Genomic DNA, 26,044 nt, shown 5'->3' with positions numbered 1-26,044 from the left:
CGATATTTTAACTATTAAATATCCTAGAAAAGCGTAACAAACTAAGTTTCAACATCAACGAATTAATTATCATGGATCTGGAAACAAGCTTAGCCTGATAATTGTATTAAGTTTAGTAATGGACAAACAATTTCTTCAAATATTACTCGATAAACATCGCTCAACGGGAACCTATCCCTCGAATACTGAGATTTATCGACTGGCAAAAAAATTACTTCGGTTAATGTTTCCGGAGAAGACCAATAAACATTACCTCAGCACCGACGATTTAGCGCAAAAATTTCAGAAACTGGATGCTAGCTGGGTTGAAATGCTTTCGACCATGCAGCACGTTTTACCGGCTGACGCTACGCGTTTGGTGAGACAGTTTATGGATCGACTGCCATTTGTGTATGAGGTGTTGTTAACCGATATGAGTGCCATTTTTACCGGCGACCCAGCTTCAAAAAGTGAATTTGAAGTTGTAAGAACCTATCCGGGTTTTTTAGCTATTGCATATTATCGATTGGCGCATGAACTGCATAAACTCGACATTCCATTAATTCCCCGCATTCTAACTGAACATGCGCACTCTAAAACCGGTATTGATATTCACCCGGCAGCTCAAATTGACACCCACTTTTTTATTGACCATGGCACGGGCATTACCATTGGCGAAACCTGTGAAATTGGTAAGCATGTAAAGCTTTACCAAGGCATTACCCTTGGAGCTTTAAGTGTGAGCAAAAATTTGGCATCAATAAAACGCCACCCCACTATTGAAGATAACGTGGTGATCTATTCAGGTGCAACCATTTTGGGAGGAGAAACGATTATCGGCCATGATTCGATAATTGGTGGTAATGTTTGGTTAACCTCTAGTATTGCTCCTTATTCCAAAGTTTATCATCAGAGCCAGAATAAATACATTGAAATGGGTATGGATGAATAATTAAATTGATTATGACAACAGTTACTGAATTAAAAACGAATAAGCTGGTTGATCTGATTGGAAATACTCCACTAGTAGAACTAGCCCGATTAAATACTAAACCAGGTGTTAAAATATTAGCAAAACTCGAAGGCGATAATCCGGGTGGAAGTGTAAAAGACCGTGCCGCTTATGGAATGATCAAAGGCGCCTTAGATCGGGGTGAATTGAAACCCGGCATGCGGCTTATTGAAGCCACCAGCGGAAACACCGGTATAGCCCTGGCCATGATAGCCCGATTGTTTGACGTAGAAATTGAGCTGGTGATGCCCGAAAATTCTACCCGCGAACGGGTTTTAACAATGGAAGCGTTTGGCGCTAAGGTTACTTTAACACCCGCCGAAGGTTCAATGGAAGCCGCAATTGACTATGCCCATGCCCAGGTAGCAAAAGGTGGTTATTTAATGCTTAACCAGTTTGCCAACCCTGATAATTACGGTATGCATTATCGCACCACCGGTCCCGAAATTTGGAGAGACACGCAAGGAACCATCACCCATTTTGTTTCGTCAATGGGTACCACCGGAACCATTATGGGAGTTTCAAGATTCTTAAAAGAACAGAATCCGGATATTCAGATCGTTGGTTGCCAACCTACCGATAACTCAAAAATACCAGGCATTCGCCGCTGGCCTAAAGAATACCTGCCTAAAATATTTGAACCTGAACGTGTTGACCGTGTAATGGACATTTCACAGGAAGAGGCTACTGAAACCACACGTAAATTGGCCAAAGTTGAAGGCGTGTTCGGCGGTATGAGCTCAGGAGGCGCTGTTTCGGCAGCTTTACGCATAGCACAAGAAATTAATGAGGGTGTAATTGTTTGTATCATTTGCGACCGCGGAGATCGGTATTTATCATCTGACTTATTTGGAGTATAAATGTTTGTTATAGATTATTAGTAGATTTATACTGAAACATTTATAACCATATCCTTATAAAATTTATCGCTTATGAAATGGAAATTATTGTTCACTTTATTGACTGTCTTTCTCCTAAAAGGCTCAGCCAATGTTTTTGCACAATCCGACCCTAAACTGGCTGGAAAATGGCAATTATTAGTAAAATCAGATACTGAAAAAGACGGACCTATTGTTGTTTCATCAAAAAACCAGAGCTATAAAACCGGAGAGAAGTCTTACGAATTTACAGCTACAAGCGTAATAATCAATGAAAGCGGTAAGCAAGCAAAGACCATCACAGCTTCATACGGTAACGGTACCATAACCATTGATAAGGATACCTATAACTATTCTTTTGATGGAAATAAGCTACTCCTCAGCCAATCTGAAACTAAGAACAAAAAAGGTAAATCAATTTTGGAAACGGAAGAGTACCTGTTTCAAAAGCTAGAATAACACATGCAGCATAATTAAAAATCCTTCCTTTTGAAAAAACGGAAGGATTTTTAATAATTTATAGCTATTAAACAATGAAGCATGCAACCTCCCAAAAGCCTTCCGAAACTCATTTCATTTCTTCACAAACCTCTTTATCGTGTTTTATTGAGTGCCTTACTAACAGTTATTCTCTTTCTGTTTTTATGGAATAAGATAAGTGATCATTTGGTATTAGTGACCTTACTGTGGGATGTTTTTGCTTTTGCGTTTGTTGGAGCGAGCTGGTTGGTTTTTGTCACCCATTCTATTCATCATATTAAAACTGAAGCTAGAACCGAAGATGGAAGTCGAGTTTTTGTTCTTGCCTCCATTCTTATTTCCTCCTTTGCCGGTATGCTTTCTGTATTGATGTTAATGCTATCAAACGTAGCCGATAAAATGGCTGCTTTATATTACATTCCAATTTTACTTTCAGCAATTCTCCTGTCATGGTCGCTTGTACATACCGTATTTACCTTCCATTATGCTAACATGTTTTATGATGGTGATAAAACCGATCATACTAAACATAATGGAGGTTTAGATTTCCCCAATGAGAGTCATCCTGACTATATCGATTTCGCTTATTTCTCGTTTGTTATTGGGATGACCTTCCAGGTATCAGATGTAGAAATTTCATCACGCCAGATCCGCCGCACGGCACTTTTCCATAGCCTTTTATCGTTTTGCCTTAACACCTTTGTAGTGGCACTCACTATTAATATTATTGCAGGGTTGAAAAAGTAAGCTTTCAGTTTAAGTTAATTAACTAATAAAGTAGATGATGGTTCAACCCTCCTGTTTGACGAGCAATTCTTTTAGCCTATGAAGGGCATTTTATTGAAAGGTTAGCGATTTTCAGCCGTAATTCCTTTCCAGTTATCAGTTCTAAACGGAAAAGCCGGTAAGTTATCACTGCTGTACAAGCTTGCATCTGCAGGGTTATCTTCCCAGGCATAGCGCACGGCTTCAGGTTGTTTTATATTATTTTGATAAACTTTAACAGTGTTCTTATCCACAATAATAGCTTCGGACCAAACAAATTGCTGGTTAGCTCCGGCAATAGCAAAACCACCGAGCCACGAAGTCTTTTCTTTCAACTTCAAACCATTACCTACATTATCGAACTTAATAAGTGCATAACCCTCCTTAAACTCCACCGATTTAAAACGTGGCCCTGGGCCTATCTGTGAAACTTTATAAACAGTTCGTTCGGCTTCCCAAGCCAAACGAAGTCCTACATCCTGCTTGTTGGTTGGGTGAATATTACCAGCATTGCCTAAATCAATGGCGGTTACCATTCCGGTATTATTAAGTTTCAGTGTCATATCCTGCGCTTCACGAACTTCAGCCCAATAAGCGTTTTCAGGTTTATCCTGTTTCTGATGATGATTGGCAAGCTGCACAAACAAAAAGGGGAATTCGCCTTGCTTAAATTGGCTTCTCCAATCAGTGATCATCCGAGGAAACAAATCGCGGTATTGATAACCCCGATCCCAGTTCGATTCACCCTGGTACCAGATCACTCCTTTGATAGACAGATTTACCAATGGATTGATCATCGAATTATATAATACAGAAGGTGAAGTATTCGGACCAAATTCTTTTTCTGGCCTGTCATAAACTTTTAGCGTATAACCCACTTTATACAGCCATTCACCGATTAAGGAAATGGTGGCATTGTTTGTTTTAATATAAAAATCAGCGCTCTTTGCCGCAAAACCACCGTCGCCGCCATAATTGTTCACTCTTACAGTTATGGTATTCTGGCCTTCTTTCAATAAGTTCTTTGGTATAGTGTAGTTACGCATCAATCCCCATTTATCAGGCGAAGAACCAATTTGAGTTCCATTTACAAACGTTACATCACTGTTTTGGATATAACCTAAGCTGGCCACGCAGTCTGATTTTAAATCTTCAGGCTTTAAACTAAACTGTTTACGAAACCAAACCACGCCATCCAGGTATTCAAAAACACCTTTGCCTAAAAACTCCCAAACGATTGGCAACTGAATCGGTTTCCAATCGCTGGTATTGATATCATTGTCAGCCCAAACATATTTTCCACCCACTTTCCCTATATCACTATTATCGAATTTGTTCATCCAGGTATCATTCAGTTTCCGATGTTCGTTGTTATAGCTTAATGTATCGAATGTGGCTGTTTGCAATGCTTTATTACCAAAAGTTGTTTCACCTTTCAATCCATCCGCGCTGATCCAGCTTTCCACAACTGTTCCTCCCCAACATGAGTGAATTAAACCAATTGGAATGTTCAGTTTTTGATTAAGCTCTTTTCCGAAGAAATAACCTACCGCCGTAAACCATTTAGTTGTTTCGGGAGAGCAAACCGACCATTGTCCCCTCGCCTCTTCCTGTGGCTGTAAAAAGATCTTCTTTTCGACTGTAAATAGCCTGATTTGATTATTAACCGATTTCTCAACTGCAACGGTACCGTTACTAGCATCTTTCAAAGGGAAATCCATATTCGACTGCCCTGAACAGATCCACACATCGCCTATTAAAATATCGTTTAAAAGGATCTCATTCGTTCCTTTAATTTTCATTTGATAAGGCCCGCCAGCTTTCATTGCCGGTAAAACAGCAGTCCATTTACCATTAGCGGCCGTTGTAGTTTTTACTGTTTTATTAGCGAAGTTGATAGTAACCGCTTCACCCGAATTGGCATATCCCCAAATGTTTAAAGGCTTATCGCGTTGTAAAACCATATGATCCCCTACCAAGGCAGGTAATTTTACTTCGGCTTTTAGTGTACAAGCAAAAACAGACAAAACGAAAAGTAAGGCGGCTTTTTTCATTAGTTGTTGGATTGAGTTTCGGATGATTTCTGCGGATTATTAAACTTTCTTAACTGCTCACGGATATAAATTCCGGCAGGAGTCAATTCTTCTTTTGTCCAGTTGGCATTTACCGATGCACCCGGCTGTAACAAAGCGGTAGTTTCCTTTTTATCGGTAATATTCCAGTTTGCCCAGCTTAGTTTATGGGTTTCCATCCAGTTAAACCATGTTTCTGTTTTCTTCAAATCAAAAACACCGTCGCCATTAGATTCTCCCACTCCCCATTCGGTGACAAAAAGCGGCAAGCCTTTCTTCATGGCCTTCTCCGCTTTTGAACGTAACCGATCCTGGTGATTAGGATCAGAAGCATAGAAGTGAAAAGAATAGGCAATATTTTTATAGCCTGTAATTGGGTCTTTGGCGGTTACATCCACCTCCTGATCCCATTTTGTACTGCCAACAATTATTAAATTATCAGCATCGTATTTTCTGATTTCATTAATAACCTCTATTGCGTATTGCTTAATCACCGGCCAAGACTGATGCTCAGGTTCATTCCAAATCTCATAAATCACATTTGGCTTACCTGCATAACGTTTGGCCATTTGGGCAAAGAATGCTTTGGATTCAGAAAGATGTTTTTCGGCATTATGATCATGCCAATCAATTAATACATAAATTCCTCTTTCAACTGCCTTGTCAATAGTTTGAGTAATTAGCTGTAATTGCTCTTCGGGTTGTTGCAGGTAGCCACCATCAGGCTGCACCGCCATGGAAGCACGCAATACGCTGATTTTAAAATCATCCACCAGCCAATCGACGACATTATTATTGTAATATTTCTTTCCAGCCCAAATGCTCCACGACATGCTGATTCCCCTTAATTGTGGTGGAACACCATTTTTATCAACAATTATATTGTGCTGAACACTTAAAGCTCCATGCTGATCAATTGCTCTGGGAGCTGTTTGTGCAAATGCCGCTGTGATAAGTCCACAAACGGCATTTACAAAAACGAAAAGAAATATTTTTTTTCTCATTGCTTATTCTTTCTGACCGAGCACTGCACCAATGGCCGTTAATTCATCATTGGTAAACGATAAATTATTCAAGCTATCGAGGTTGTTGTTGAGCTGTGCCACCGAGCTAGCTCCGATCAATACAGTTGTAATTCGATTATCTTTCAGTAACCAGGCCAGCGCCATTTGTGCCAGCGACTGATTACGTTGTTGTGCGATGTTATTTAATTGCTGGATCTGTTGTAAACGATGTTCCGTAATATCGCTCGTTTGTAAAAATCCATGTGATTTAGCTGCCCTTGAATTTTCAGGAATTCCCTTCAAGTATTTATCGGTTAACATTCCCTGCGCCAATGGCGAAAATGGAATGCAGCCCACGCCGTTCTTCTCCAGTACATCCAGTAATCCGCCTTCTACCCAACGTTCAAACATGGAGTATTTAGGCTGATGGATAAGACAAGGTGTACCCAATTGTTTTAAAATTTCAATTGCTTTTTGAGCTTCTTCAGCTTTATAATTCGAAAGTCCTGCATATAAAGCTTTACCACTTCTTACTGCCGTATCCAAAGCTCCCATTGTTTCCTCCAACGGAGTTTCAGGATCAGGACGATGCGAGTAGAAGATATCCACGTAATCAAGTTTCATGCGTTTCAAACTCTGATCTAAACTCGATATTAAATATTTTCTTGAACCCCACTCACCATATGGGCCTTCCCACATATGATAACCTGCTTTGGTTGAAATGATCAGTTCATCGCGCAAGTTGCCGCCAAAATCCTTTTTCAGGATCTCCCCAAAGTTCTCTTCTGCCGAACCCGGTTCCGGCCCGTAGTTATTAGCCAAATCGAAATGGGTTACGCCCCTGTCGAATGCTTGTCTGATGATCGATCGTCCGTTATCAAAAACATCTACCGATCCGAAATTATGCCATAAGCCTAAAGAAACAGCCGGTAGTAACAAACCGCTTTTGCCGCAGCGGTTGTATTTCATGTCTTTGTAGCGAGTAGTTGAAGGTGTGTACATACTAAAGTGTTATTTCGACACTAAATATAATTACCACTTCATAATTTTCTTCAAGAAATCCGTTAATTCTGCAGCAATTACCTGATGTTCGGCTAAACTCGGGTGCCAGTCGCAGCCCGCGTTATAACTTTTTTCGAAGCAATGCATGTAAATATCTTTTAATCCCGAAGCCTTTAATGTTGAAACCACCGCATTTAGCTGCTCTTTCTGGAAATTACGCAGCTTTTCATCGGCCATAGGACTGCTCATGCAAACGATAGTGGCCTTTGGATAATATACCCGTAACAACTTAACGAATGCGATGTAATTATTGCAGAACGCAGTTGCATCCTGAATGCCGTCATTTTGCCCTAAGCAAACCGAAACCACATCGGGCTGATAGTTCTTAAAATCCCACTTGATCTTATTATCGCGCATACTCACCTTATCAAAAACCTGAGGCATGATAATGTTCATATCGCAGCAGCTGTGCATTAAACCAATTCCTGAAACCGACGACAGGTGCCATTGCGCGTTAAGCTCTCGGGCTGTTATCGGGCCATAAGCTAAGTAAGCATTATGCTGATCATGCCAGGCTCCTTTTCCGCAAGGCACAGCCGACTCGTCGCTACCGGTTCCACAAGTAATGGAATCACCGATATACTCAATCAAATGTTTTGGCTTGTCAGGCAGGGCTGTAAGCTCTCGGCAGTTAATCCCTGCGAATTCTATATAACCAATATTGGCCTCGGTATCTTTACAAATAAGCACCGTGTGTTCACCATCGCTTAAATTCTCGGCTACCTTAATCACATTGGTTTTATCTTTCAACTGCATGCGCTGAGGCTTACCATTATCAACTACAATGGTAATGTAGTTGTGCGAAGAGCCGTAAAGCACCTCATCATTGATATGCAACTGGCAATATGGGCCCTTGAATCCGATTTTAATGTATACTCCCGGCTGCCAAAAACGAGGCAATTGTGGATTTGAAAAATCGATGCGACCTGTGTATTGAATGACAGCCTCACTTGCCTTAAAAAAAGCCAATGAATCTGTTGCCGAGGCTGCGTAAACCGAACTGCCGATCATCATTAAAGTTCCTAAAAGTATACTGCGAAGGTTCAATTTCATCTGCTATTTAATTTCTGTCAAAGCGAGCATCAAAACATCGTGACCCTGAATTGTTGCCTTTAACACTTTTTTAGTGGTTCCGGCATCCTTCTTCGTCCAAAGGTTTTTCATTTTATATTGACGAACAGCGGTGTTCAACTCTCTTTTCGATAGTTCATCCACAATAGGCTTTTCCTGCCAGTTAAATTCTATCGACTTAACTTTAGTGCTTCTGTTTAGGAAACAAACCGCCCAGGCTCCATTTTTCATTGGCTTTAGCCAGGTCTCAACACTATCACGGGTTTCATGCTTAAAACCCTGCACTCCCAGTGAATCCTGGTTTACGGCTATAACATCTTTATTGGTCAATACCTCTTGGGTTTCTTTGTCCATACTACGAATATCGTTTCCTGCAATCAATGGTGCCGCCAACATGGCCCACATCGAGAAGTGAGCACGATCTTCAGCAGGCGTTAATTGTCCGTTACCAATTTCCATCATGTCAGGATCATTCCAGTGCCCTGGACCGGCGTATCTCCTTAAACCGTCCTGTTTATCCAGAATCTGCATAACACCAAAAGCTTTCCAGGTACCATGATCCTTGATACAATCGAAACAGTTGTAAATATCTCCGGTAGTGCGCCATAAATGACCCACCTGCGGACCCCACTCCCACGGCTTGTCGTTACCCCATTCACAAATGCTCAACACAATAGGACGACCAGCTCTGCGTAAAGCAGCCGTAATAGTTTTGTAAGCTCCTTCAGCTTTTAAGCCTTCGGTGTTACACCAGTCGTATTTTAAATAATCAATTCCCCAGGCTGCGTAGGTTAATGCATCCTGAAATTCATAGCCACGGCTACCCGGACGACCGCCACAAGTTTGTGAACCTGCATCAGAATAAATACCAATTTTTAACCCTTTGGAATGAATATAATCAGCAAGGGCTTTCATTCCTGAAGGAAAACGAACAGGATCAGGATAAATAAAACCCAGGCTGTCACGGCCGCCGTGCCAGCAATCATCAATATTGATATAGGTATAACCGGCATCTTTCATTCCGGTTGAAACCATTGCATCCGCAATTTGCCTGATCATGTTTTCATCCACATTACAGGCAAATTTGTTCCAGCTGTTCCAGCCCATAGGAGGCGTTAAAGCCAGATTTTCGTATTTATTATAATTTTGAACGTAGTTGTTTCCTTGAGAGAATGCGGTAATGGTTATTGATAGGAACAGCGCTAAAAAACTAAACTTTTTCATCTACTATATATTTGGATGGTATAACATACTCTGTGTAACTCAGTGATTCAACTTTGTGAAACTCTGTGTTAAAATATAACCACGAAGTTTCACAGAGTAGCGCAGAGATAAAATACATTCTTACTTGATTTTATACATTGTTGTGGCGGTAAGCTTATCGCCAAAGAGCATGTATGGATCGGACTTAAAAGTTTTAAAATCACTTTCGGCCGCATGCCCTTTGTATGGTGTCCAATAAGCATCTTTGGTATTGGCCCAAACCATAGCGTAGCAAAACTCCAACTTATTTTGTTTCAGAGATTTTAACAAGATCTGAGTGTACCAATCTGATTTAGGTAGGTTTTGCAAACCTGTTTCTGTTAATGCTGCCAGTTTATTTTGACGTTTAGCATAATCCGAAACAATTTTAAATTTGTTGGCCGCTGTGGTTGGATTACTACTCACTTTCATGTCACCATAGTTATCCGTTCCCACTAAATCAACATAAGCATCACCCGGATAACGCTCTAAATACTGCGCTTCCGAGGTGTAGGATTCTCCCGGCGACCAGGCATATATAAAGTTATGCACTCCTAGCTCGTCACGTAAATAGGTAACCGTAAACTTATATAATGCTTTGTATTGTTCGGCTGTGCAATGTGCTTTCCCCCACCAAAACCAATCGCCATCAAACTCATGAAAAGGTCGGAAGATTACCGGCACCAATTTACCGTCGGCTCCAACTAGTGTTTTGGCATGATCGGCAACTATTTTTAATGAGTTTTTGAACGTTTCATGTTCGCTTCCTCCCGGCAATATTTTACTAACCGCTTCCACCGGAGAATCGCTCCAGTAAAAACTCCCTTTTGAAACCGGGTTGCCATAATGCCAGCTATAGGTACAAACTCCACCACGGTTATATGCTTCAATGGATAACTGACGAGCTATCTGTTTTTCGTATGAAAACCAGCCCCAGGTATCATCAAAGAAACCTGAAATCTGCAAATAATCGAAACCATATACTGCCGGATAAGCTCCGGTTACATCTTTCACATCCGATTTTAAGCTTGATACCCCTGAAAACTGTTGTTCATTCGCCCATTGGGTGTTGGCATCAGTAACCCCACGTTTGGTAGCATCCTGGTGCCCGAATAGAACATTGGTTTTAGCCATTTTTTTCAGATTATAAAACAAGGCCGCCGTTTCCTCGGTTGCGTTTTTATCCGCCAGCCATGAGCGTACAGTTGCCAATGAAGGAACCTCCGATCCGGGTGGAGTGATATCTGTGTCATCAGGAGTACCCGAATCTCCTTTTTTACAGGAAGCAGCCAAAAGTATTGCTGCAACCGTAAAAAAAGCCAATCGCAATTTATATGAAGATGCTAAGGTTTGCATTTCGATTTAATTTATAGCTGAAACATATTTAAAATCAGCAGTTAAACCACCTATCGACAACGAAAAGTCGCCCGGCTCTGTCACTCGTTTCAAATCGTTGTTTATAAATGAAAGCTGTTCTTTATCAATTGTAAAAGTGATTGTTTTTGATTGCCCGGGCTGAAGCTCAACCTTGTCGAACGCACGTAAACGTTTCACTTCGGGAGTAATTGAAGCCACCTTATCGCTCACAAATAAAAGTGCCGCTTCCTTACCTGCAATTTTACCCGTATTGGCAACATCAACCGTAACGGTGATCTTGCTATTATCAGCCAGCTGATCAGTGCTTAATTTCAAATTTGAATAAGCAAAGCTGGTATAGCTTAAGCCGTAACCAAACTCCCATTGAGGGTTAAATCCGGCCCACTCATCAAACTTGAGGGTTTCGGTATGTTTGTGATAATAGTTATGAAGACTGTTTGCAGTACGCGGATAAGTGTAGGGCAATTTACCGCTTGGGTTGATTTTACCGGCCAATACATCAGCCACTACATTACCGCCTTCGTTACCCAATAAATAAGTATGTAAAACGGCAGCACTTAGCGGCTCAATTGCCGAAATTACCCGTGGACGCCCCTCAGTTAAAACAAAAACTATAGGTTTTCCTGTTGCTGCCAATGCTTTAGCAAGCTCAATTTGAGGAGCGGAAATATTAAGGTCGCCAATATTGCCAGGCGTTTCGGTATAGCTGTTCTCGCCAATACAAAGCACAATGACATCCGATTTTTCGGCTTTAGCCACCGATTCACTGATCGTTGTCGCTTCGGTAAAGGTTGCGCCTTCGCTGTAATCAACATTGGCTGCGCCAAAGGTTTTCTGAATAGCCTCAAGGATTGTGTTTTTATCTTTTTCAGTCTCGTTACTATTGGTACCCTGCCAATTACGGCTCCATCCTCCATTTAATACACGCATAGAATTTGCCGCCGGGCCGCAAACTAAAATCTTCTTACCTACAGCTAAAGGCAAAATCCCATTAGTATTTTTTAATAAGGTGATACATTCTGAAGCAGCATCATAGTTCACCTTATTATGTGCAAGGCTGTTAACTTCAGGATAATCAGCCGCATTACCGGTTGGATTGTTAAACAGATCAACTTCGTATTTTACTTTCAAAATGCGTTTTACGGCATCGTCGATACGGCTCATTGGCACTTTACCTTCTTTGGCAAGTGCTATTAAATCTTCGCAAAAAGTGTAATCTGTTGGCACCATGCTCATATCAATTCCGGCATTAATGGCAATCATTACCGCTTCTTTATTGTCTTTGGCAACATGATGGCGCTGGTACAGGTATTGAATATCCTGCCAGTCGCTTACCGCAAAGCCACTAAACTGTAATTCGCCCTTTAATATCTCAGTAAGAATATGTTTGTTGGCATGCACCGGAACACCATTGATCTCACCGCTGTTCACCATCACCGTTTTAGCGCCGTTTTTAACGGCAGTTGCAAACTGAGGAAGGAAATATTCGCGAAGCTCGCGTTCAGGAATCCATGCAGGTGTACGATCATGGCCACTCAACGGCATGCTGTAGCCCATATAGTGTTTTAAACAAGCAGCAACGTGATATTTGTCGGTTACCTGATTATCTCCCTGGAAACCTTCAACGGTAGCCTTACCCAGCTCGGCCGCAAGGAATGGATCTTCTCCAAAAGTTTCCCAAATACGTGGCCATACCGGTTGGCGACCCAAATCTAATACCGGACTGAATGTCCATGGTATAAAAGAAGCACGTGTTTCATAGGCAGAAATTTCGGATACTTTTTTAATCATAGACGTATTAAAAGAAGCCGCCTGTGCTATTTGCTGAGGAAATAATACCGTATTTAAGGTATAATTGTTTCCGCGGATAGCGTCAATTCCGTATAAAACAGGAATTTTCAAGCGCTCTTCCAAAGCCATTTTCTGAATAGCACGAATCAATTGCTGCCAGTTTTCGCGGGTTTGTGCATCGCCGCCAATATTTAAAATTGAACCAACTTTGTATTTTTTGATACAGGTAGCCAATTTCTCAGGATCAATTATATGAGGCTCGTTAACAACGCCATTAGTTGTTTTCAATAAGGCTTCAACACTGATCTGTGTCATTTGACCCACTTTTTCTTCCAAGGTCATTTTTGATACCAACTGATCCACCTGTTTCTCAATCATTGGGTTGGTGTTTTTATTTTGAGCATAACCCGCCAACATGCTAGCCGAAAGCAGGTATGTTAAAAATTGTCGTTTCATGTTTGCAATGTGTTTTTTATGTAGGAAGAGGGCCATTCCTCTAACTTTTACTATTTATTTTTTAAGCCTTGTGTAAAGCCTTTTATTAGTTTCCAGGTAGAAAGGTCACTATCGAAAACGGTATTTAGGCCCTGCTCTTCTTGCGGAGGATCGCCCATAAAATCATCGCCTTCTTTCCAAAATGTTTGGCCATTTACCGGACGGGCAGAGCCACCGAATGCCCAGAAATTACAGCCTGCAATAGAGCCCGAACGCTCTACACTTTTCTTCCATTCGGCAAAAACTGTTGCATAATAAGCATCCCTTGAAGTGGTGGCCGCTGCAGGACTGAAGGAATGGCCATCCCTAGGCAATCCGAACTCTTCTACCACCAATGGTTTTTGAAGTTTATCAGCAATTAAGGCCTGCTGACGAATATATCGTGACGACTTAGCTTTAACAGAATCCAAACCCTGAACAATGCTGGTATCTTTAAACCAGCTCCAGTTTTTTGGCCATATGTGCAAAGTCAAATAATCTACTTGTTTAGGTTTATGAACTTCTTCAAATAATTCGGCTGATTCATCGGTTCCCATAATCCCCTCGGTTCCTAAAGTAACCAAGTGGTTTTTATCCAATGATTTCAGGTATGCCGCCATTCCTGAGGTCCATTTTTTATACGCTTCAACGGCCGAAGTACGCATAGGGCGAGGCTCATTGGCTAGTTCCCAGGCCATAATAGCCGGATCGTTGATATATGTTTTCTTACTATATTTATTTACACGCTTAACAATAAGCGCTACCTGTTTCTTGTAATCATTGATGCATGCCTCGCAGGTATAAAATTTACTGGTATTGTCCCTCAGGTCATCCCAGTTAAGTTTGCTTTTCATAGTAGAGTCAGTGATCACTTTATTCCAGCTTAAATACTGAAGAAAGCCTCCACTCCACTCCCAGTTATTGCTTAAAAACAGTACCGCATGCATTTTGCGTTTACCCATTTCAAACAGCAAATAATCTAAACCGTCCAATAACTCTTCGTTAAACACACCATGCTTAGACTGTAGGGTAGGTTTAACACGTTCAACGCCGTTCACTAAGCCAACGCCTTCTGAACCGGCCAACACCCTCAAATTGGTAACTCCATGCGCCTTTAAAAAATCAAGTTCCTTTTTTAGTCGCTCTTTGCCATGTGCCTTATCTTTTACCAAAGCCAGTAAACCACCGTACCAGTAATTGGTGCCTATGTAGTAATAAGGCTTGTTATTTAAGATGAACTGATTGTTTTTAACCTTTACAAATGGAGATTGGGCAAAAGCTGAAGAGACAAACAGAACAGCTAAAAGGAGAAGAAAGGATCTTGGAGTTACGCGCATATACTTAATTTTTTATTGCTATATGACTTTTTCAGTCATAAAAAAACCTGCCCATTACCGATTTGTAACCATAATGGGACAGGTTCTCTAAATTTATTGTATCTACTATTTTATTAAAACTACGTTGTCAAAGTAGATCAACTGACCATCGCCTTCTACCTGCCAGATAATATCTGTCATCGACGTAATCCCTTTATTCTTCCAAATAGAAAGAGGGAAAGTGAAGTAGGTCCATTGGTTGGCCGGAACTGTAATGGTTTGCTGTTCTTGCCAGTTTACGAAGAAACGGTAGGTTGAAACCGCAGTACCACCTTTGATCCAGAATCCTACTGAATTATAAGGTGCTAAGTCAACACCACCAGAGTGTAATGATAATGCTCCCCATGCGTTGCCTACCATGTCTCCTTTAATACCTTTTTCACCAGTTACTGCAGTCTCAGAAGAAGGTGTATAGTTTCCTCCCCATGACCAGTTATCAAAACTTAATGACTCAGTAAATATTGAATAAGCAGCATCAACATTGATGAAATCCATTGTCGATACTCTATCACCTGAAGAATTGGTGATTCTAAGTTTCGCCTTGGTTAAGGTTGAAGCAGGCATTTTGATTACTAACTCCTTACGAGATTTAGAAACAATGGTAGCTTCAGAAGTAGTCCCGTCAAGTATCACTTTCTCAGCAGTTTCAAGGTTGTTACCTGTAATTGTTACCGTTGAACCCGCTGCAAAATCAGTTGGGTAAGCAGTAGTAATGGTAGGTAATGCAATTACCGAAAACGGAACTGTCAATTGATGACCTTTTGAGTTTTTGATCAAAATGTTCTGAGCACCCCCGTAAGCTGTATCTGGCACACGGAAAATAATTGCACCAGGATTGTTAAACACAGGGTTAAAACTTGCAGGAACATTGTGATTATCGAAAACAATCGATTCCACTTCTGCTAAATCACTTCCGGTAATAGTGATCACATCACCTCCAGAGCCTTCACTTGCGCTTATCTCCTTGATGGTTGGATTCTCTACACCTAAATCATCTTTCTTACAACCTGCAATAGCAAGTGCTGTTATTGATAAGATGGCTATACTTTTAATTACTTTTTTCATATTAAATACTTATATGAGTAATATCTATTAATAATAAGGAACGGCAGGCTGAGCCAATAAAGGATTAGCTGCAACTTCGTTCGACGGAATTGGAAGGTACAACTGACTTTCAGAATTTAAGGTAACACCTACGTGCTCTACCACCCCATTCCAGTTGTAAATACCACGCTCTTGCGCATCGATCATCTGCTTAGCCTTTGTAAAGCCCTGACGTTGAATATCGAACCAATAATCACCTTCGAAAGCAAATTCTACACGACGCTCATGAAGGATCATATCTTTAGTAAGCGAAGTTTTATCAACTGAAGGCGAGAAACCAGCACGATGACGAACATCATTGAAGGCCTTTAAAGCATTTGCATCAGCAGTACTTGCCTGATCACCTAATACCGCCTCTGCATAAATCAACAACACATCAGCATAACGTAAAATATAAGTACAGATATCGGTTGAAGTACCGTTAACAGCTTCGCCATTTGAGCCCGGACCAACTACATATTTAAGCGCATTAGAACGGGTACCGGTTTTAACTTTCGTAGCATCGTCATTTGAGTTAACCCAGGTGGTGTCATAAGTAAATCCATTAGGGAAGTTTACGTTTTTCCAGTCAGCACGAGCGAAACCATGCTCCATAACGGACCATTGACGACGTTTATCTGCAGGCTCGTAAGAACGTAAAACATCAATTGAAGGGATAATTGCCGACCAACCTGCTCCGGTAGTAGGTTTCAGTAAAGTTGAAGGACCACAATAAGCCTGAATTGGATTACCAATTGAATAACCTCCTGAAGCTTTCCACTGAAGAGCAAAAATCGACTCCACGTTGTTATTTGCAGTTGAACTGGTGAACATTTTATTATAATCACCGTACAACTGATACTTTTTAGAATTGATCACCTGCTCCGCATAGGTTTTTGCATTGGCATAATCATGCATGTATAAATACACTTTAGCCAACATTCCTTTTGCAGCATATTTTGTAGCACGACCAGGAGCATCAGTTTCACTTAAACCAGCTTCTGCAGCTTTAAGGTCTTCAATAACGAATTTTAAAACATCGCTCTGAATATAACGAGGAACGTTATAGGAGCCTGATGTTGCAAGTTTTACAGGGTCTTCCACAATTGGCACATCTTTAAAAACACGTGCCAGGTAGAAATAAGCCATACCACGCATAAACCGAGATTCGGCAATACCTTTATCAAGGTAAGATCCCTCACTCACTTGTGCTTTCTTTTGCTCAAAAGATTTAACTAGTACGGTAGCATTACCGGCAAGCTTATAGAAAGAGTACCAGCTGCGACTCACTTGTTCATCGTTACCTGAAACAGTGAAATTATAAAAAGTAGCATACTTTGTATCATTAGTATACATGTTACCACTTAATACTTCGCCAATCGAATGGAATGCTTTATCCTGATATTCGTACCAAATGGTATTGTATAATAAACCTGTTGCCGCATTAACCTGCTCGGCATTGGTATAATAAGTATCAAGAGTTGGCGCATTTTGTGAAGGACGATCTAAAAAATCATCTTTACACGATGTAACAGTAAGCAATACTGCCGCTGTTAAGCCTAATATTTTTGTTTTCATTTGAAACGTCATTAGAATTAAAAGGTTAGGTTAACTCCCATGGTGAATGTACGAGGGGTTGGATAATTACCATTATCTACATTCATCATCAAGGCATTATTGTTAAATGCTCCTAGTTCAGGATCGAAGCCGGTATACTTGGTGAAAGTATATAAATTCTGTCCAGTCAAATAAATTCGCGCATTCGAAAGTTTTGCCTTAGAAATGATACGTGAAGGTAAATTATAACCAATAGTTAAGTTTTGAATACGTAAGTATGAACCATCCTCTATAAAGCGATCAGACATTACAATATTCTGCTGATGCCAAGGGTTAAAGCGAGGAATAGAGGAACTTGTATTGGTTGCAGTATAACGATTTGCTACATCAGTTAGCTGATTATAATAGACACCCACCATTCCTTCAGTAATTTTCCTTGAATAGTTTAAGATATCGCCACCTTGACTTCCTTGTAAGAACAATGACAGATCAAATCCTTTGTATTTAAATGTATTGGTAAAACCGAAAGTGAAATTAGGGTTAGGATCTCCAATGTAAGTCATATCGCCCGCGTCAATCGTTCCACTTCCATCTCTGTCTTTATACTTAATATCACCTAACCAGGTACCTTTAGGTCCGATACCCACTTGCTGATCAGCACTGTTTCTGATCTGTTCTTCAGAAGTAAACAAACCATCTGTTTGATAACCAAAGAAGCGACCTACCGGGCCTCCTGGTGCTGATTTAGTTAAAGTTACTGCATTTGAGTACTCGGTATAGGTATAAAGTGCAGCTGATTCGTCATTCAACTTATCCAATTTGTTTTTGTAAGTTGAGACAACCAGATTCGACTGCCAAGAGAAATCGTTTTTATTTATATTGTAAGTAGTTAATTTGAAATCGAAACCAGTATTGGTCATTTTACCGGCATTAACAACCGGAGCCTTAATATCATTCCAAGCGTTACCAATACCAGTATAAACCGGCAATTGAATAGCCATTAACATATTAGAAGTTGATTTCTTATAGGCATCTACCGATAATTCGATTCTATTGTTTAAAAATCCGAAATCTAAACCAGTGTTATAAGTAACTGTTTCTTCCCATTGATAACCAGGGTTACCAACATTGTCAGGAATACCTCCAGGACCAAACGGAGCAATAGCAAACAAGCGAATATTGGTTTCATATGCATTACCTGATCCTGCAAAGTTTTGTCCACCTACCACACCTGCTCCAGCTCTGAATTTCAAATAGTTAAGCCCCTTCCATTCTTTGGCAAATTTTTCATTGGTAACTGTCCATCCAACTGAACCGGCAGGGAAAAAACCTATTCTACTGTCAGGACCGAATGTAGAAGAACCGTCACGACGAATAGAGAAGTTTGCCGAGTAACGATCAGCGTATGAATATCCTGCACGAGCAAAGTAAGATTCAAGTGCATTTTCATAGATACCACCACCAACAGACTGATCAGTTGCAGAACCTGCGTTGATCGACTGGAAATTCATTGTCAGATTCTGACGAGCAGCATTTAAACCGCTATAATGAGACTCAGAAGCCTCGTGACCTAACTGAGCATTTACATTATGTTTTCCGAAGCTTTGGTTGTAATCTAAATAGTTACTTAATTGCCAGAATGTTCCAACACCTCTGTCTTCGGATAACTTACTTGGAGACATGATGATGAAACTTCCACTGGTAGCATAAGGTTGGAATGCTTTATTTTCACTTACACTGTAATTGAAACCAAACTGATTTTTTAAAGTAAAGTGCTTATTGAAAATGATATCGCCATAAACATTACCGTTCGCGCGAGAATCTACCCCACCAACATTACGCAAGGATGCGTACGCTACCGGGTTATAAGGGTTTCCATAGTTGTAACCACCAACATTGATCGGACCAGCAAAATCATCACCTGACATTACCGGAGCTGCAGGACTGTTTCCGGTTGCCCAGTTAACAACTGCTTCTGAACCATTGGTTAAGGTAGTTCTTTGGTTAGTACGAGTTAAGAAAGAGCTTAATCCTACCTTTAGCCAGCTTTTTAATTGATTATCTAAATTTAAACGTAATGATAAACGATCGAATCCTGATCCTATGATAGTTCCCTGCTGATCAAAATAGTTTAATGAAAGGTAGTAAGAAGATTTCTCCTGCCCCCCGCTAAACGATAATTGGTGATTTTGCATTAAACCAGTTTGGAAAACTGCATCCTGCCAGTCAGTACCTTTACCTAAAATAGCAGGATTGGCAAATTCTCCAATTGGAAAATATTCAGTACCGTTTACATCAGCCATTTCTTTCATGATCTCATTTTGGTAAGTAGCATACTGGCTTAAATCCATCATATTTAAGTGAGTAGGGGTTTGCTGCTGACCGATATAAAAATCATAAGAAAGTTTTCCTTCGCCTGATTTACCTCTTTTAGTAGTGATGATCACCACCCCGTTAGCGCCACGAGAACCGTAGATAGCCTGGGCGGAAGCATCTTTCAAAATATCAATTGAAGCGATGTCATTAGGATCGACACCAGCAATTGCACTTTGAGTAGTTTGACCAGGCATACCACCTAATTGATCTTGCGCAGTAGTAGTTTTAGTTGCTGCAATTGGAACTCCGTCGATCACATACAATGGCTCATTACCGTTAATAGAAGTAATACCACGTACGCGTACGGATACACCACCACCCGGTTGACCACCATTATTTGTAACGGTTACCCCTGAAACCTTACCCTGCATGGCCTGGTCGATACCAGCCACCTGAAGGTCTTTTAAATCTTTTGTAGAGATTGAGGCAATTGATGTGGTTACATCCGCTCTTTTCTGAGTTCCGTAACCCACCACAACTACTTCCTGAAGTTTTTTGCTCTCCTCTTCCATGGCCACGTTAATTACGTTGGAGTTTCCAACGGTAATTTCCTTGGTTGCCATTCCGATAAATGAAAATACAAGGATTGAGCCTTTTGAAGCTTTAATGGTATACTTACCATCCTGGTCGGTACCAGCAGAAACCGTAGATTTTTTTACTAATACGGTTACACCTGGAAGTGGAATTCCTTGACCGTCGACTACAGTTCCGCTAACGGAATTGTTTTGCGCCTGGGCCAAAAACTGAAAACACACAACCAGCATTGCCGACAGCATTACTGTTAGTAGAATTTTTCGCATGTTCTTATACATAAATTGGTCTATTCAAATCTATATGCTATAACACATAACATATAATACTTTTTTAGCTTTTATTGGTATACAAATACCATCAACTCTTATTAAATACATTTATTAAGTTGATATATAGGTGATAAATCATCTTTAGAAGCCGATATGATTTTTACCACCCACTCCATACTTAATTAACAACATTATAGCACTTCGTGAACCTAAGGATCATTTCCATGCAAGCCCGACTATTATGATATGGACATTTCCACAATCCGGCCTTATCCTCTCCTAGCATTAAAGAATAGTCATCATTCACTCCCCAAAACCATTCTCCATTTTGCTTATCCAGGATATATTGATCAATAAATGACCATGAGTTATTTACATAGGTTAAAAATTCAGAATTTCCGCTTAGCTGCCAGGCATTCATGAAACCAACTACAGCTTCGGCCTGCACCCACCAGTGTTTTTCAGCAATCAAATGATTGCTCTTAGGTTCGAACTCGTAGTTAAGACTGCCATCTTTCTCAAGTCCTTCGGCGGCAGCCACAGCCATTTTTATTGAATATTCTTTTGCTTTAGCTATTAACGATTCATCTCCTAAAACTTCCGCGGCTTCAAGCAATAGCCATGATGCTTCTATATCATGCCCATATGAAATCAGATCAGTCTTTGAAACCCAGTTTTCATCAAAAAACAAAAGCAAATGAGAAGTCTTGGCATCAATTATATGATCAAAAAAAACATTAAGCAGATTTTGAATCTGAACAGCCACCTTTTTTGCCGGCCAAATCCGGTACAAATTGGTATAAGCCTCCAGCACATGCAGATGAGTATTCATTGTCTTTTTCTCATTCTCATCCTTTGCGCTAAGCCTTAAATCACCGGCATCGCCCCAGTTTCGGCTAAAAGCCTCCAGGTAGCCACCTTTTTCTGCATCGAAACTGTATTTTTCAATTAAATTGAAAAGTTCTATCGAACGGTCTAAGGCTTTTTTGTTATTAGTAATTCGATAGTACTCGGTGCAGCCATACATAGCAAAAGCCAATGCATAGATCTGCTTTTTGTCGTCGGCAGGTTGTTCCTGGGCATCAATTGTCCAATAAACTCCACCAAACTCATTATCCCAAAACTGATCAGCTATATAGTCGAAAGCTATTTTAGCATAAGGCAGGTAGTTTTCATCTTTAGTCAGATGATATCCTGCCGAAAACGACCATAAAATTCTAGCATACAACACTGAACCCAACATCGCATCGGGATCAACTCCATTATCATTATTCACCTTGCCATAAAAACGGCCTTTAGCTGAATCGAATGCAACAGTACTCCAATATTGGAGTATGCGATCCAGCTCACTACGGTATCTGACAACTGTTGTGTCGGTATTATACATTTACCTTTACGCTGTTATTCTTGTTAACTAATTTTATAATTTGATTTACTGAAGAGGCCGAAGTTAGTCCATCTTCAGGGGTGTTTTCTACATAATCAATCAGTTGCTCTATAGTTGTACTGGCAACGTGCATGCGGGTATCTGATGAAGCATAGTAAATAAATACTTTACCATTATCATCCGCTATCCAACCATTGCTAAAAACAACGTTGGAAACATCGCCTACACGTTCTTCACCTTCCGGGGCTATAAAATAACCACCCGGCTTATGGGTAACTTTCGACAGATCATTCAAGTCGGTCATGAACATGTACAATACATAACGTAAGCCGGCGGCTGTATTTCTAACCCCATGAGCCAGATGCAACCAACCTTTATCGGTTTTAATTGGAGTTGGCCCCTGACCGTTTTTAGCTTCGTACACAGTGTGGTACACTTTTTTATCGAGAATGGTTTCGGCAAAAACTTTCGCATTTTCAATACTTTCGCTTAATCCAAAGGCAATGCCCCCACCCTTTCCGGCTTCAATAAAACTATCCTGGGGACGAGTATAAAATGCGTATTTACCGTTTACAAACTCCGGATGCAGCACCACATTACGTTGCTGAGGAGATGATGTTTTAAGATCGGCAAGGCGTTCCCAAGTGATAAGATCTTTGGTTCGGGCAATGCCACATTGCGCCAAAGCCGCCGACTGGTCGCCTTCAGGAGCCGAAGGATCGCGACGCTCCGTACAGAATAAACCATATACAAAACCATCTTCGTGAGCGGTTAAGCGCATATCGTAAACATTCGTATCCGGAATTTCGGTTTGAGGCAATTCAATGGGCTTATCCCAAAAACGGAAATTATCTATACCATTAGGACTTTCAGCTATAGCAAAAAAAGATTTACGATCGGCACCTTCTACCCTCACCACCATCAGATACTTGCCGTCCCATTTTATAGCTCCGGCATTAAAAGCAGCATTCACCTGAATGCGTTCCATCAGGTATGGATTGGTTTTAGGATTTAAGTCGAAGCGCCAGTTTAACGGCACATGTGCCGCCGTAAGAACCGGGTTTTTAAAACGGCTAAATATGCCATTCCCCAAGGGTTCTTTTACATTTGGCAAGCTGATCAGTTGCTCTTGCGCTTCTGTCAGCTCTTGCAGCCTTTTTTCAAAATCTATCTTCATTGTGTTTGTTGTTCTATGTTAGTTTGTAAGAGCAGGTTCTTTTTTATTATTTGCTTTTTTCTCTTCCTTTTCCAATACATCCCACCATGTTCTTTTTAGAATAAAAATGATAACCGCCAATATCCCTATGGTAACCAGCAATGGAACTTTCATCATTAATACTGCATACATCGGAAGAATAGTAAGACATAACTGCGCGATAACCCCCAGCACTACGTTAAACATGTCTTTTTTAAAGTTCTTATTGGCTTCAAACGAAGGGTCCTCGGCGACAACCATTTCATGAACCGGTTTCCAGAATCCCCATGGACGAACATTCTTATAGAAACTTTTAAGGGTTTCGGCATTAGTTGGCGGGGCCATATACGAACCGATAATTGAACCGGCCAATGAAAGGGCAAATAAAACAGGGAAGAAATAAAGGAACTCAATACCTTCGAAGAAACGAGTGAACACCATTGCCGAAACAATACCGGTAAGCATCCCCCAGAAGAAACCGTTTGCATTAAAGCGCCACCAATACCATTTCAACACATTTGAGGCAACGTAACCTCCATATAGAGCGGATACGATCCATTGCAGTATGCTATTTACATCTTTGGCAAAGAATCCGAGGAAAACACCCACAGCAACCACCGCTACACCAACCATGTAGTTCATGGATATTACTTTTTTAGTAGATGCATTCGGATTTACATATTTCAGGTAAATGTCGTTAACAATATAAGCCTGAGCCGCATTTACTGTACCGCTAAAGGTTCCCATAAAGGCTCCTAACAGACCGGTTAACACAAGACCCATTAAACCTACCGGCAAGAAATTATTAATGGTTGCCGGTAAAATGCGTTCAAAATCGATAACACCCTCGGCGTTTTTCAAATCCATTTGGTGGTAATACAATAAACCCAAAACGGTTAATCCAATTACCAGCGAATAACGGATAGGCAATAAAATGATCGAAACAAATCCACTCATTTTGCTGGCCTCTTCCGGCGAACGGGTAGAAAGGATCTTTTGCATATCGTAGTTAGGTGCGGGACCGGCAAGGGCAGCAAAGATCCCTTTGAAAGTCATCATCATAAAGAAGATACCGAACAATGAAAATCCGTCGCTCTTTATCTTCTCATTTACATCAGCAATAATTCCACTCCAGTCTAAATCGAGTTTTGAACCAAAGAACGGGCTGTACCAATCGCTTGGAACGTTCAGCTCGTTACCACGTAAATTGATAACAGCAATAATGGCTATGGAAAAACAAGCCACTGTCATGATAGCGTACTTGATCATATCACCTAATACAATGCTGTGCAATCCACCCAAAATGGAATAGAACATGGCAAACATGGTAAAAATGATCCCGTAGAAATGCGGAACATACTGAGGAGCTATATCAAAAGGAACATAGGCTTTCACGATATCCCATGGAAGGAAGATCTCTACAAATTTCCCCAAGCCCACAAAACCGTAGGCCAAAAAGCCCAAACAGCTTAACAAGGCAAAGGCAATAACTACTTTATGTGATAGATTTACTCCTTTATCAGTTACGCCAAAACGAGTTGCCAGCCACTCAGCACCCGTATTGGCATTTGAACGGCGCAACCATTTCGACAAAAACATCATTAAGAAAACCTGATTAAACACCGGCCACAGCCATGGGATCCAAATGCTCTTCATACCATAAACAAAGCACAAGCTTACCATCCACATGGTTCCGCTAATGTCGAACATGTCAGACGCATCACTTAAACCCAGCTTATACCAAGGCATTGATTTACCGCCCATTAAATAACTATCCTTGTTCTCTTTCGCTTTTTTGCGGTACCATAAGCCAATTAGCACAGTTGTGATCAAATAGGTCACAACTATCGCTATGTCAATCAGTTGAAGTCTCATATTAAATAAATCGGTTGTTTATTAGCTATTTACTTTTATAAATGGAGAGCGGGGTAAGTTTATCTTGAAAAATGATCTTCGGATCAGCGTAAAATTTCTTGAAATCATCTGCACTTTGCTGACCCGGATAAGGAGCGTAATGATGTGCCGGACGATCGTTTCGCCAAACCAACACATAGGCCATATTGTACTTTGCCAACACAGGCATCAGGGTTTCGGTCCACCAGGTTGAATTTGGGACACGCTCATAGCCGGTTTCTGTTAAAGCCGGAATTTTATTATGCGCGATGGCGACTTCCTGCAGTATGGATAATTGCCTGTCTAATTTGGTTTGATATCCTTTTAAATCTTCAAAACAATAAATATCGAAACCAAGCATATCCACATAATCATCGCCAGGGTAACGTTCTTCATATTTTTCTTTGGTAGCAAAATCAGCAGCTGAATAAGAGAATAGCAGGTTGTGTAAACCTTTGGTTTTAGTCAGGTAATCAAACGTAAAATGCCACATCGATTTAAATTCATCCACTGTAGATACGTTTTCGCACCACCAGAACCAGGTACCGGTATGCTCATGAAATGGACGGAAGATAACCGGAATAGCTTTACCATCGTCAGTTTTCAAACTACCTAAAAATGCAGCCACTTTGTCTAAGTAAGCTTTGTATAATTCGTGCTTTGCTCCACCAGGGATAATTTGCTTAACAATTAATTGAGTTGTATCCCAAGCCGATTTATGGTCAATTGGATTGGTGGTATGCCAGCTAAACGTATTAATACCTCCACGACTATAGGCTTCCTTAACAAATTGACGCAGTTGATCAAAAGGAACACCATCCAATTCTTTTAAGCTATCCAATTCGATATGCCCCATATCCCAACCGTACACTGCAGGGTAAGCACCGCTAACACTTTTTACATCTGAACGGCCTTCTTCATTCCTCCATCCCACACCATAAGCCAGTGCGTCCTGATGCCCGAACAAAGTATGTTTTGCAGCAAGTTTTTTAAGATTTATATAGAGAGCCTTGGTTTCTGAATTTGCTTTTTTATCAGCCGGCCGATCACTCTTTTGAGCGTAACAGCCACTGCTGATCACGGAACATAAAGCAATAAATAGGTACACTTTTTTTACCACAGTATTCTAATACTTAAAATAGGTTGCAAATAATAAATTGGTTAATG

Annotated in this window: 19 protein-coding genes; 4 read left to right on the top strand and 15 right to left on the bottom strand. The window is 40.7% G+C overall.

The window, feature by feature from the left end; all coding sequences use genetic code 11:
- The first annotated feature begins 118 nt into the window (after positions 1 to 118).
- From C3K47_RS09835 to C3K47_RS09820, 4 genes are all read left to right on the top strand, one after another.
- Complete coding sequence (locus tag C3K47_RS09835) at positions 119 to 931, top strand: serine O-acetyltransferase (protein ID WP_103788962.1); 813 nt, start codon at positions 119 to 121, stop codon at positions 929 to 931.
- Positions 932 to 942: 11 nt separating this feature from the next.
- Entirely contained in the window at positions 943 to 1,851 is a 909-nt protein-coding gene (gene cysM, locus C3K47_RS09830) for a cysteine synthase CysM (RefSeq protein WP_103788961.1), read from the top strand.
- Between the two features lie 72 nt (positions 1,852 to 1,923).
- Positions 1,924 to 2,328 carry a hypothetical protein gene (locus C3K47_RS09825; protein ID WP_103788960.1) on the top strand — a complete coding sequence of 135 codons (405 nt, stop codon included), beginning with the start codon at positions 1,924 to 1,926 and terminating at the stop codon, positions 2,326 to 2,328.
- An 81-nt stretch (positions 2,329 to 2,409) separates the two neighbouring features.
- Entirely contained in the window at positions 2,410 to 3,096 is a 687-nt protein-coding gene (locus C3K47_RS09820; protein ID WP_103788959.1) for a DUF1345 domain-containing protein, read from the top strand.
- Positions 3,097 to 3,197: 101 nt separating this feature from the next.
- Here the strand turns inward: C3K47_RS09820 and C3K47_RS09815 are convergent, their stop codons facing one another.
- The 15 genes from C3K47_RS09815 to C3K47_RS09745 form a co-directional block, all read right to left on the bottom strand.
- Positions 3,198 to 5,168, bottom strand: a complete 1,971-nt coding sequence (locus tag C3K47_RS09815) for a sialate O-acetylesterase (RefSeq protein ID WP_103788958.1) — start codon at positions 5,166 to 5,168, stop codon at positions 3,198 to 3,200.
- Entirely contained in the window at positions 5,168 to 6,190 is a 1,023-nt protein-coding gene (locus tag C3K47_RS09810; RefSeq protein WP_103788957.1) for a glycoside hydrolase family 5 protein, read from the bottom strand. The genes C3K47_RS09815 and C3K47_RS09810 overlap by 1 nt, the downstream gene beginning before the upstream one ends.
- Before the next feature lie 3 nt (positions 6,191 to 6,193).
- Positions 6,194 to 7,192 (bottom strand): L-glyceraldehyde 3-phosphate reductase, encoded by a 999-nt coding sequence (gene mgrA / locus C3K47_RS09805; RefSeq protein WP_103788956.1) that lies wholly within the window; start codon positions 7,190 to 7,192, stop codon positions 6,194 to 6,196.
- A 30-nt stretch (positions 7,193 to 7,222) separates the two neighbouring features.
- A complete protein-coding gene (locus C3K47_RS09800) occupies positions 7,223 to 8,305 on the bottom strand; it encodes an SGNH/GDSL hydrolase family protein (protein ID WP_103788955.1) in 1,083 nt (360 codons plus the stop codon).
- 3 nt (positions 8,306 to 8,308) lie between these two features.
- On the bottom strand, positions 8,309 to 9,547 hold the full coding sequence (locus tag C3K47_RS09795; protein WP_103788954.1) for a glycoside hydrolase family 27 protein: 1,239 nt from the start codon (positions 9,545 to 9,547) through the stop codon (positions 8,309 to 8,311).
- Positions 9,548 to 9,667: 120 nt separating this feature from the next.
- Complete coding sequence (locus C3K47_RS09790) at positions 9,668 to 10,921, bottom strand: glycoside hydrolase family 26 protein (RefSeq protein ID WP_103788953.1); 1,254 nt, start codon at positions 10,919 to 10,921, stop codon at positions 9,668 to 9,670.
- Between the two features lie 6 nt (positions 10,922 to 10,927).
- On the bottom strand, positions 10,928 to 13,189 hold the full coding sequence (locus C3K47_RS09785; protein ID WP_103788952.1) for a glycoside hydrolase family 3 N-terminal domain-containing protein: 2,262 nt from the start codon (positions 13,187 to 13,189) through the stop codon (positions 10,928 to 10,930).
- Positions 13,190 to 13,239: 50 nt separating this feature from the next.
- Complete coding sequence (locus C3K47_RS09780; RefSeq protein ID WP_103788951.1) at positions 13,240 to 14,544, bottom strand: glycoside hydrolase 5 family protein; 1,305 nt, start codon at positions 14,542 to 14,544, stop codon at positions 13,240 to 13,242.
- A 105-nt stretch (positions 14,545 to 14,649) separates the two neighbouring features.
- Positions 14,650 to 15,648, bottom strand: a complete 999-nt coding sequence (locus C3K47_RS09775) for an IPT/TIG domain-containing protein (RefSeq protein WP_103788950.1) — start codon at positions 15,646 to 15,648, stop codon at positions 14,650 to 14,652.
- Between the two features lie 27 nt (positions 15,649 to 15,675).
- Entirely contained in the window at positions 15,676 to 17,244 is a 1,569-nt protein-coding gene (locus C3K47_RS09770; protein ID WP_103788949.1) for a RagB/SusD family nutrient uptake outer membrane protein, read from the bottom strand.
- A 17-nt stretch (positions 17,245 to 17,261) separates the two neighbouring features.
- Positions 17,262 to 20,399 carry a SusC/RagA family TonB-linked outer membrane protein gene (locus C3K47_RS09765; protein ID WP_243392531.1) on the bottom strand — a complete coding sequence of 1,046 codons (3,138 nt, stop codon included), beginning with the start codon at positions 20,397 to 20,399 and terminating at the stop codon, positions 17,262 to 17,264.
- A 181-nt stretch (positions 20,400 to 20,580) separates the two neighbouring features.
- Positions 20,581 to 21,789 (bottom strand): AGE family epimerase/isomerase, encoded by a 1,209-nt coding sequence (locus tag C3K47_RS09760; protein ID WP_103788948.1) that lies wholly within the window; start codon positions 21,787 to 21,789, stop codon positions 20,581 to 20,583.
- Complete coding sequence (locus C3K47_RS09755) at positions 21,782 to 22,966, bottom strand: glycoside hydrolase family 130 protein (protein WP_103788947.1); 1,185 nt, start codon at positions 22,964 to 22,966, stop codon at positions 21,782 to 21,784. Before C3K47_RS09755 ends, C3K47_RS09760 begins: the two co-directional genes overlap by 8 nt.
- Positions 22,967 to 22,984: 18 nt before the next feature.
- Positions 22,985 to 24,859 carry a sodium:solute symporter family protein gene (locus tag C3K47_RS09750; RefSeq protein ID WP_103788946.1) on the bottom strand — a complete coding sequence of 625 codons (1,875 nt, stop codon included), beginning with the start codon at positions 24,857 to 24,859 and terminating at the stop codon, positions 22,985 to 22,987.
- Positions 24,860 to 24,884: 25 nt separating this feature from the next.
- Positions 24,885 to 25,997, bottom strand: coding sequence for a glycoside hydrolase family 26 protein (locus tag C3K47_RS09745; RefSeq protein WP_207765273.1), 1,113 nt, complete (start codon positions 25,995 to 25,997; stop codon positions 24,885 to 24,887).
- Positions 25,998 to 26,044 lie beyond the last annotated feature (47 nt).

The sequence above is a fragment of the Solitalea longa genome (assembly GCF_002920915.1).
In the GTDB taxonomy this organism is placed as follows: Bacteria; Bacteroidota; Bacteroidia; order Sphingobacteriales; family Sphingobacteriaceae; genus Solitalea; species Solitalea longa.
This window is presented reverse-complemented; position numbering and strand designations above follow the sequence as displayed.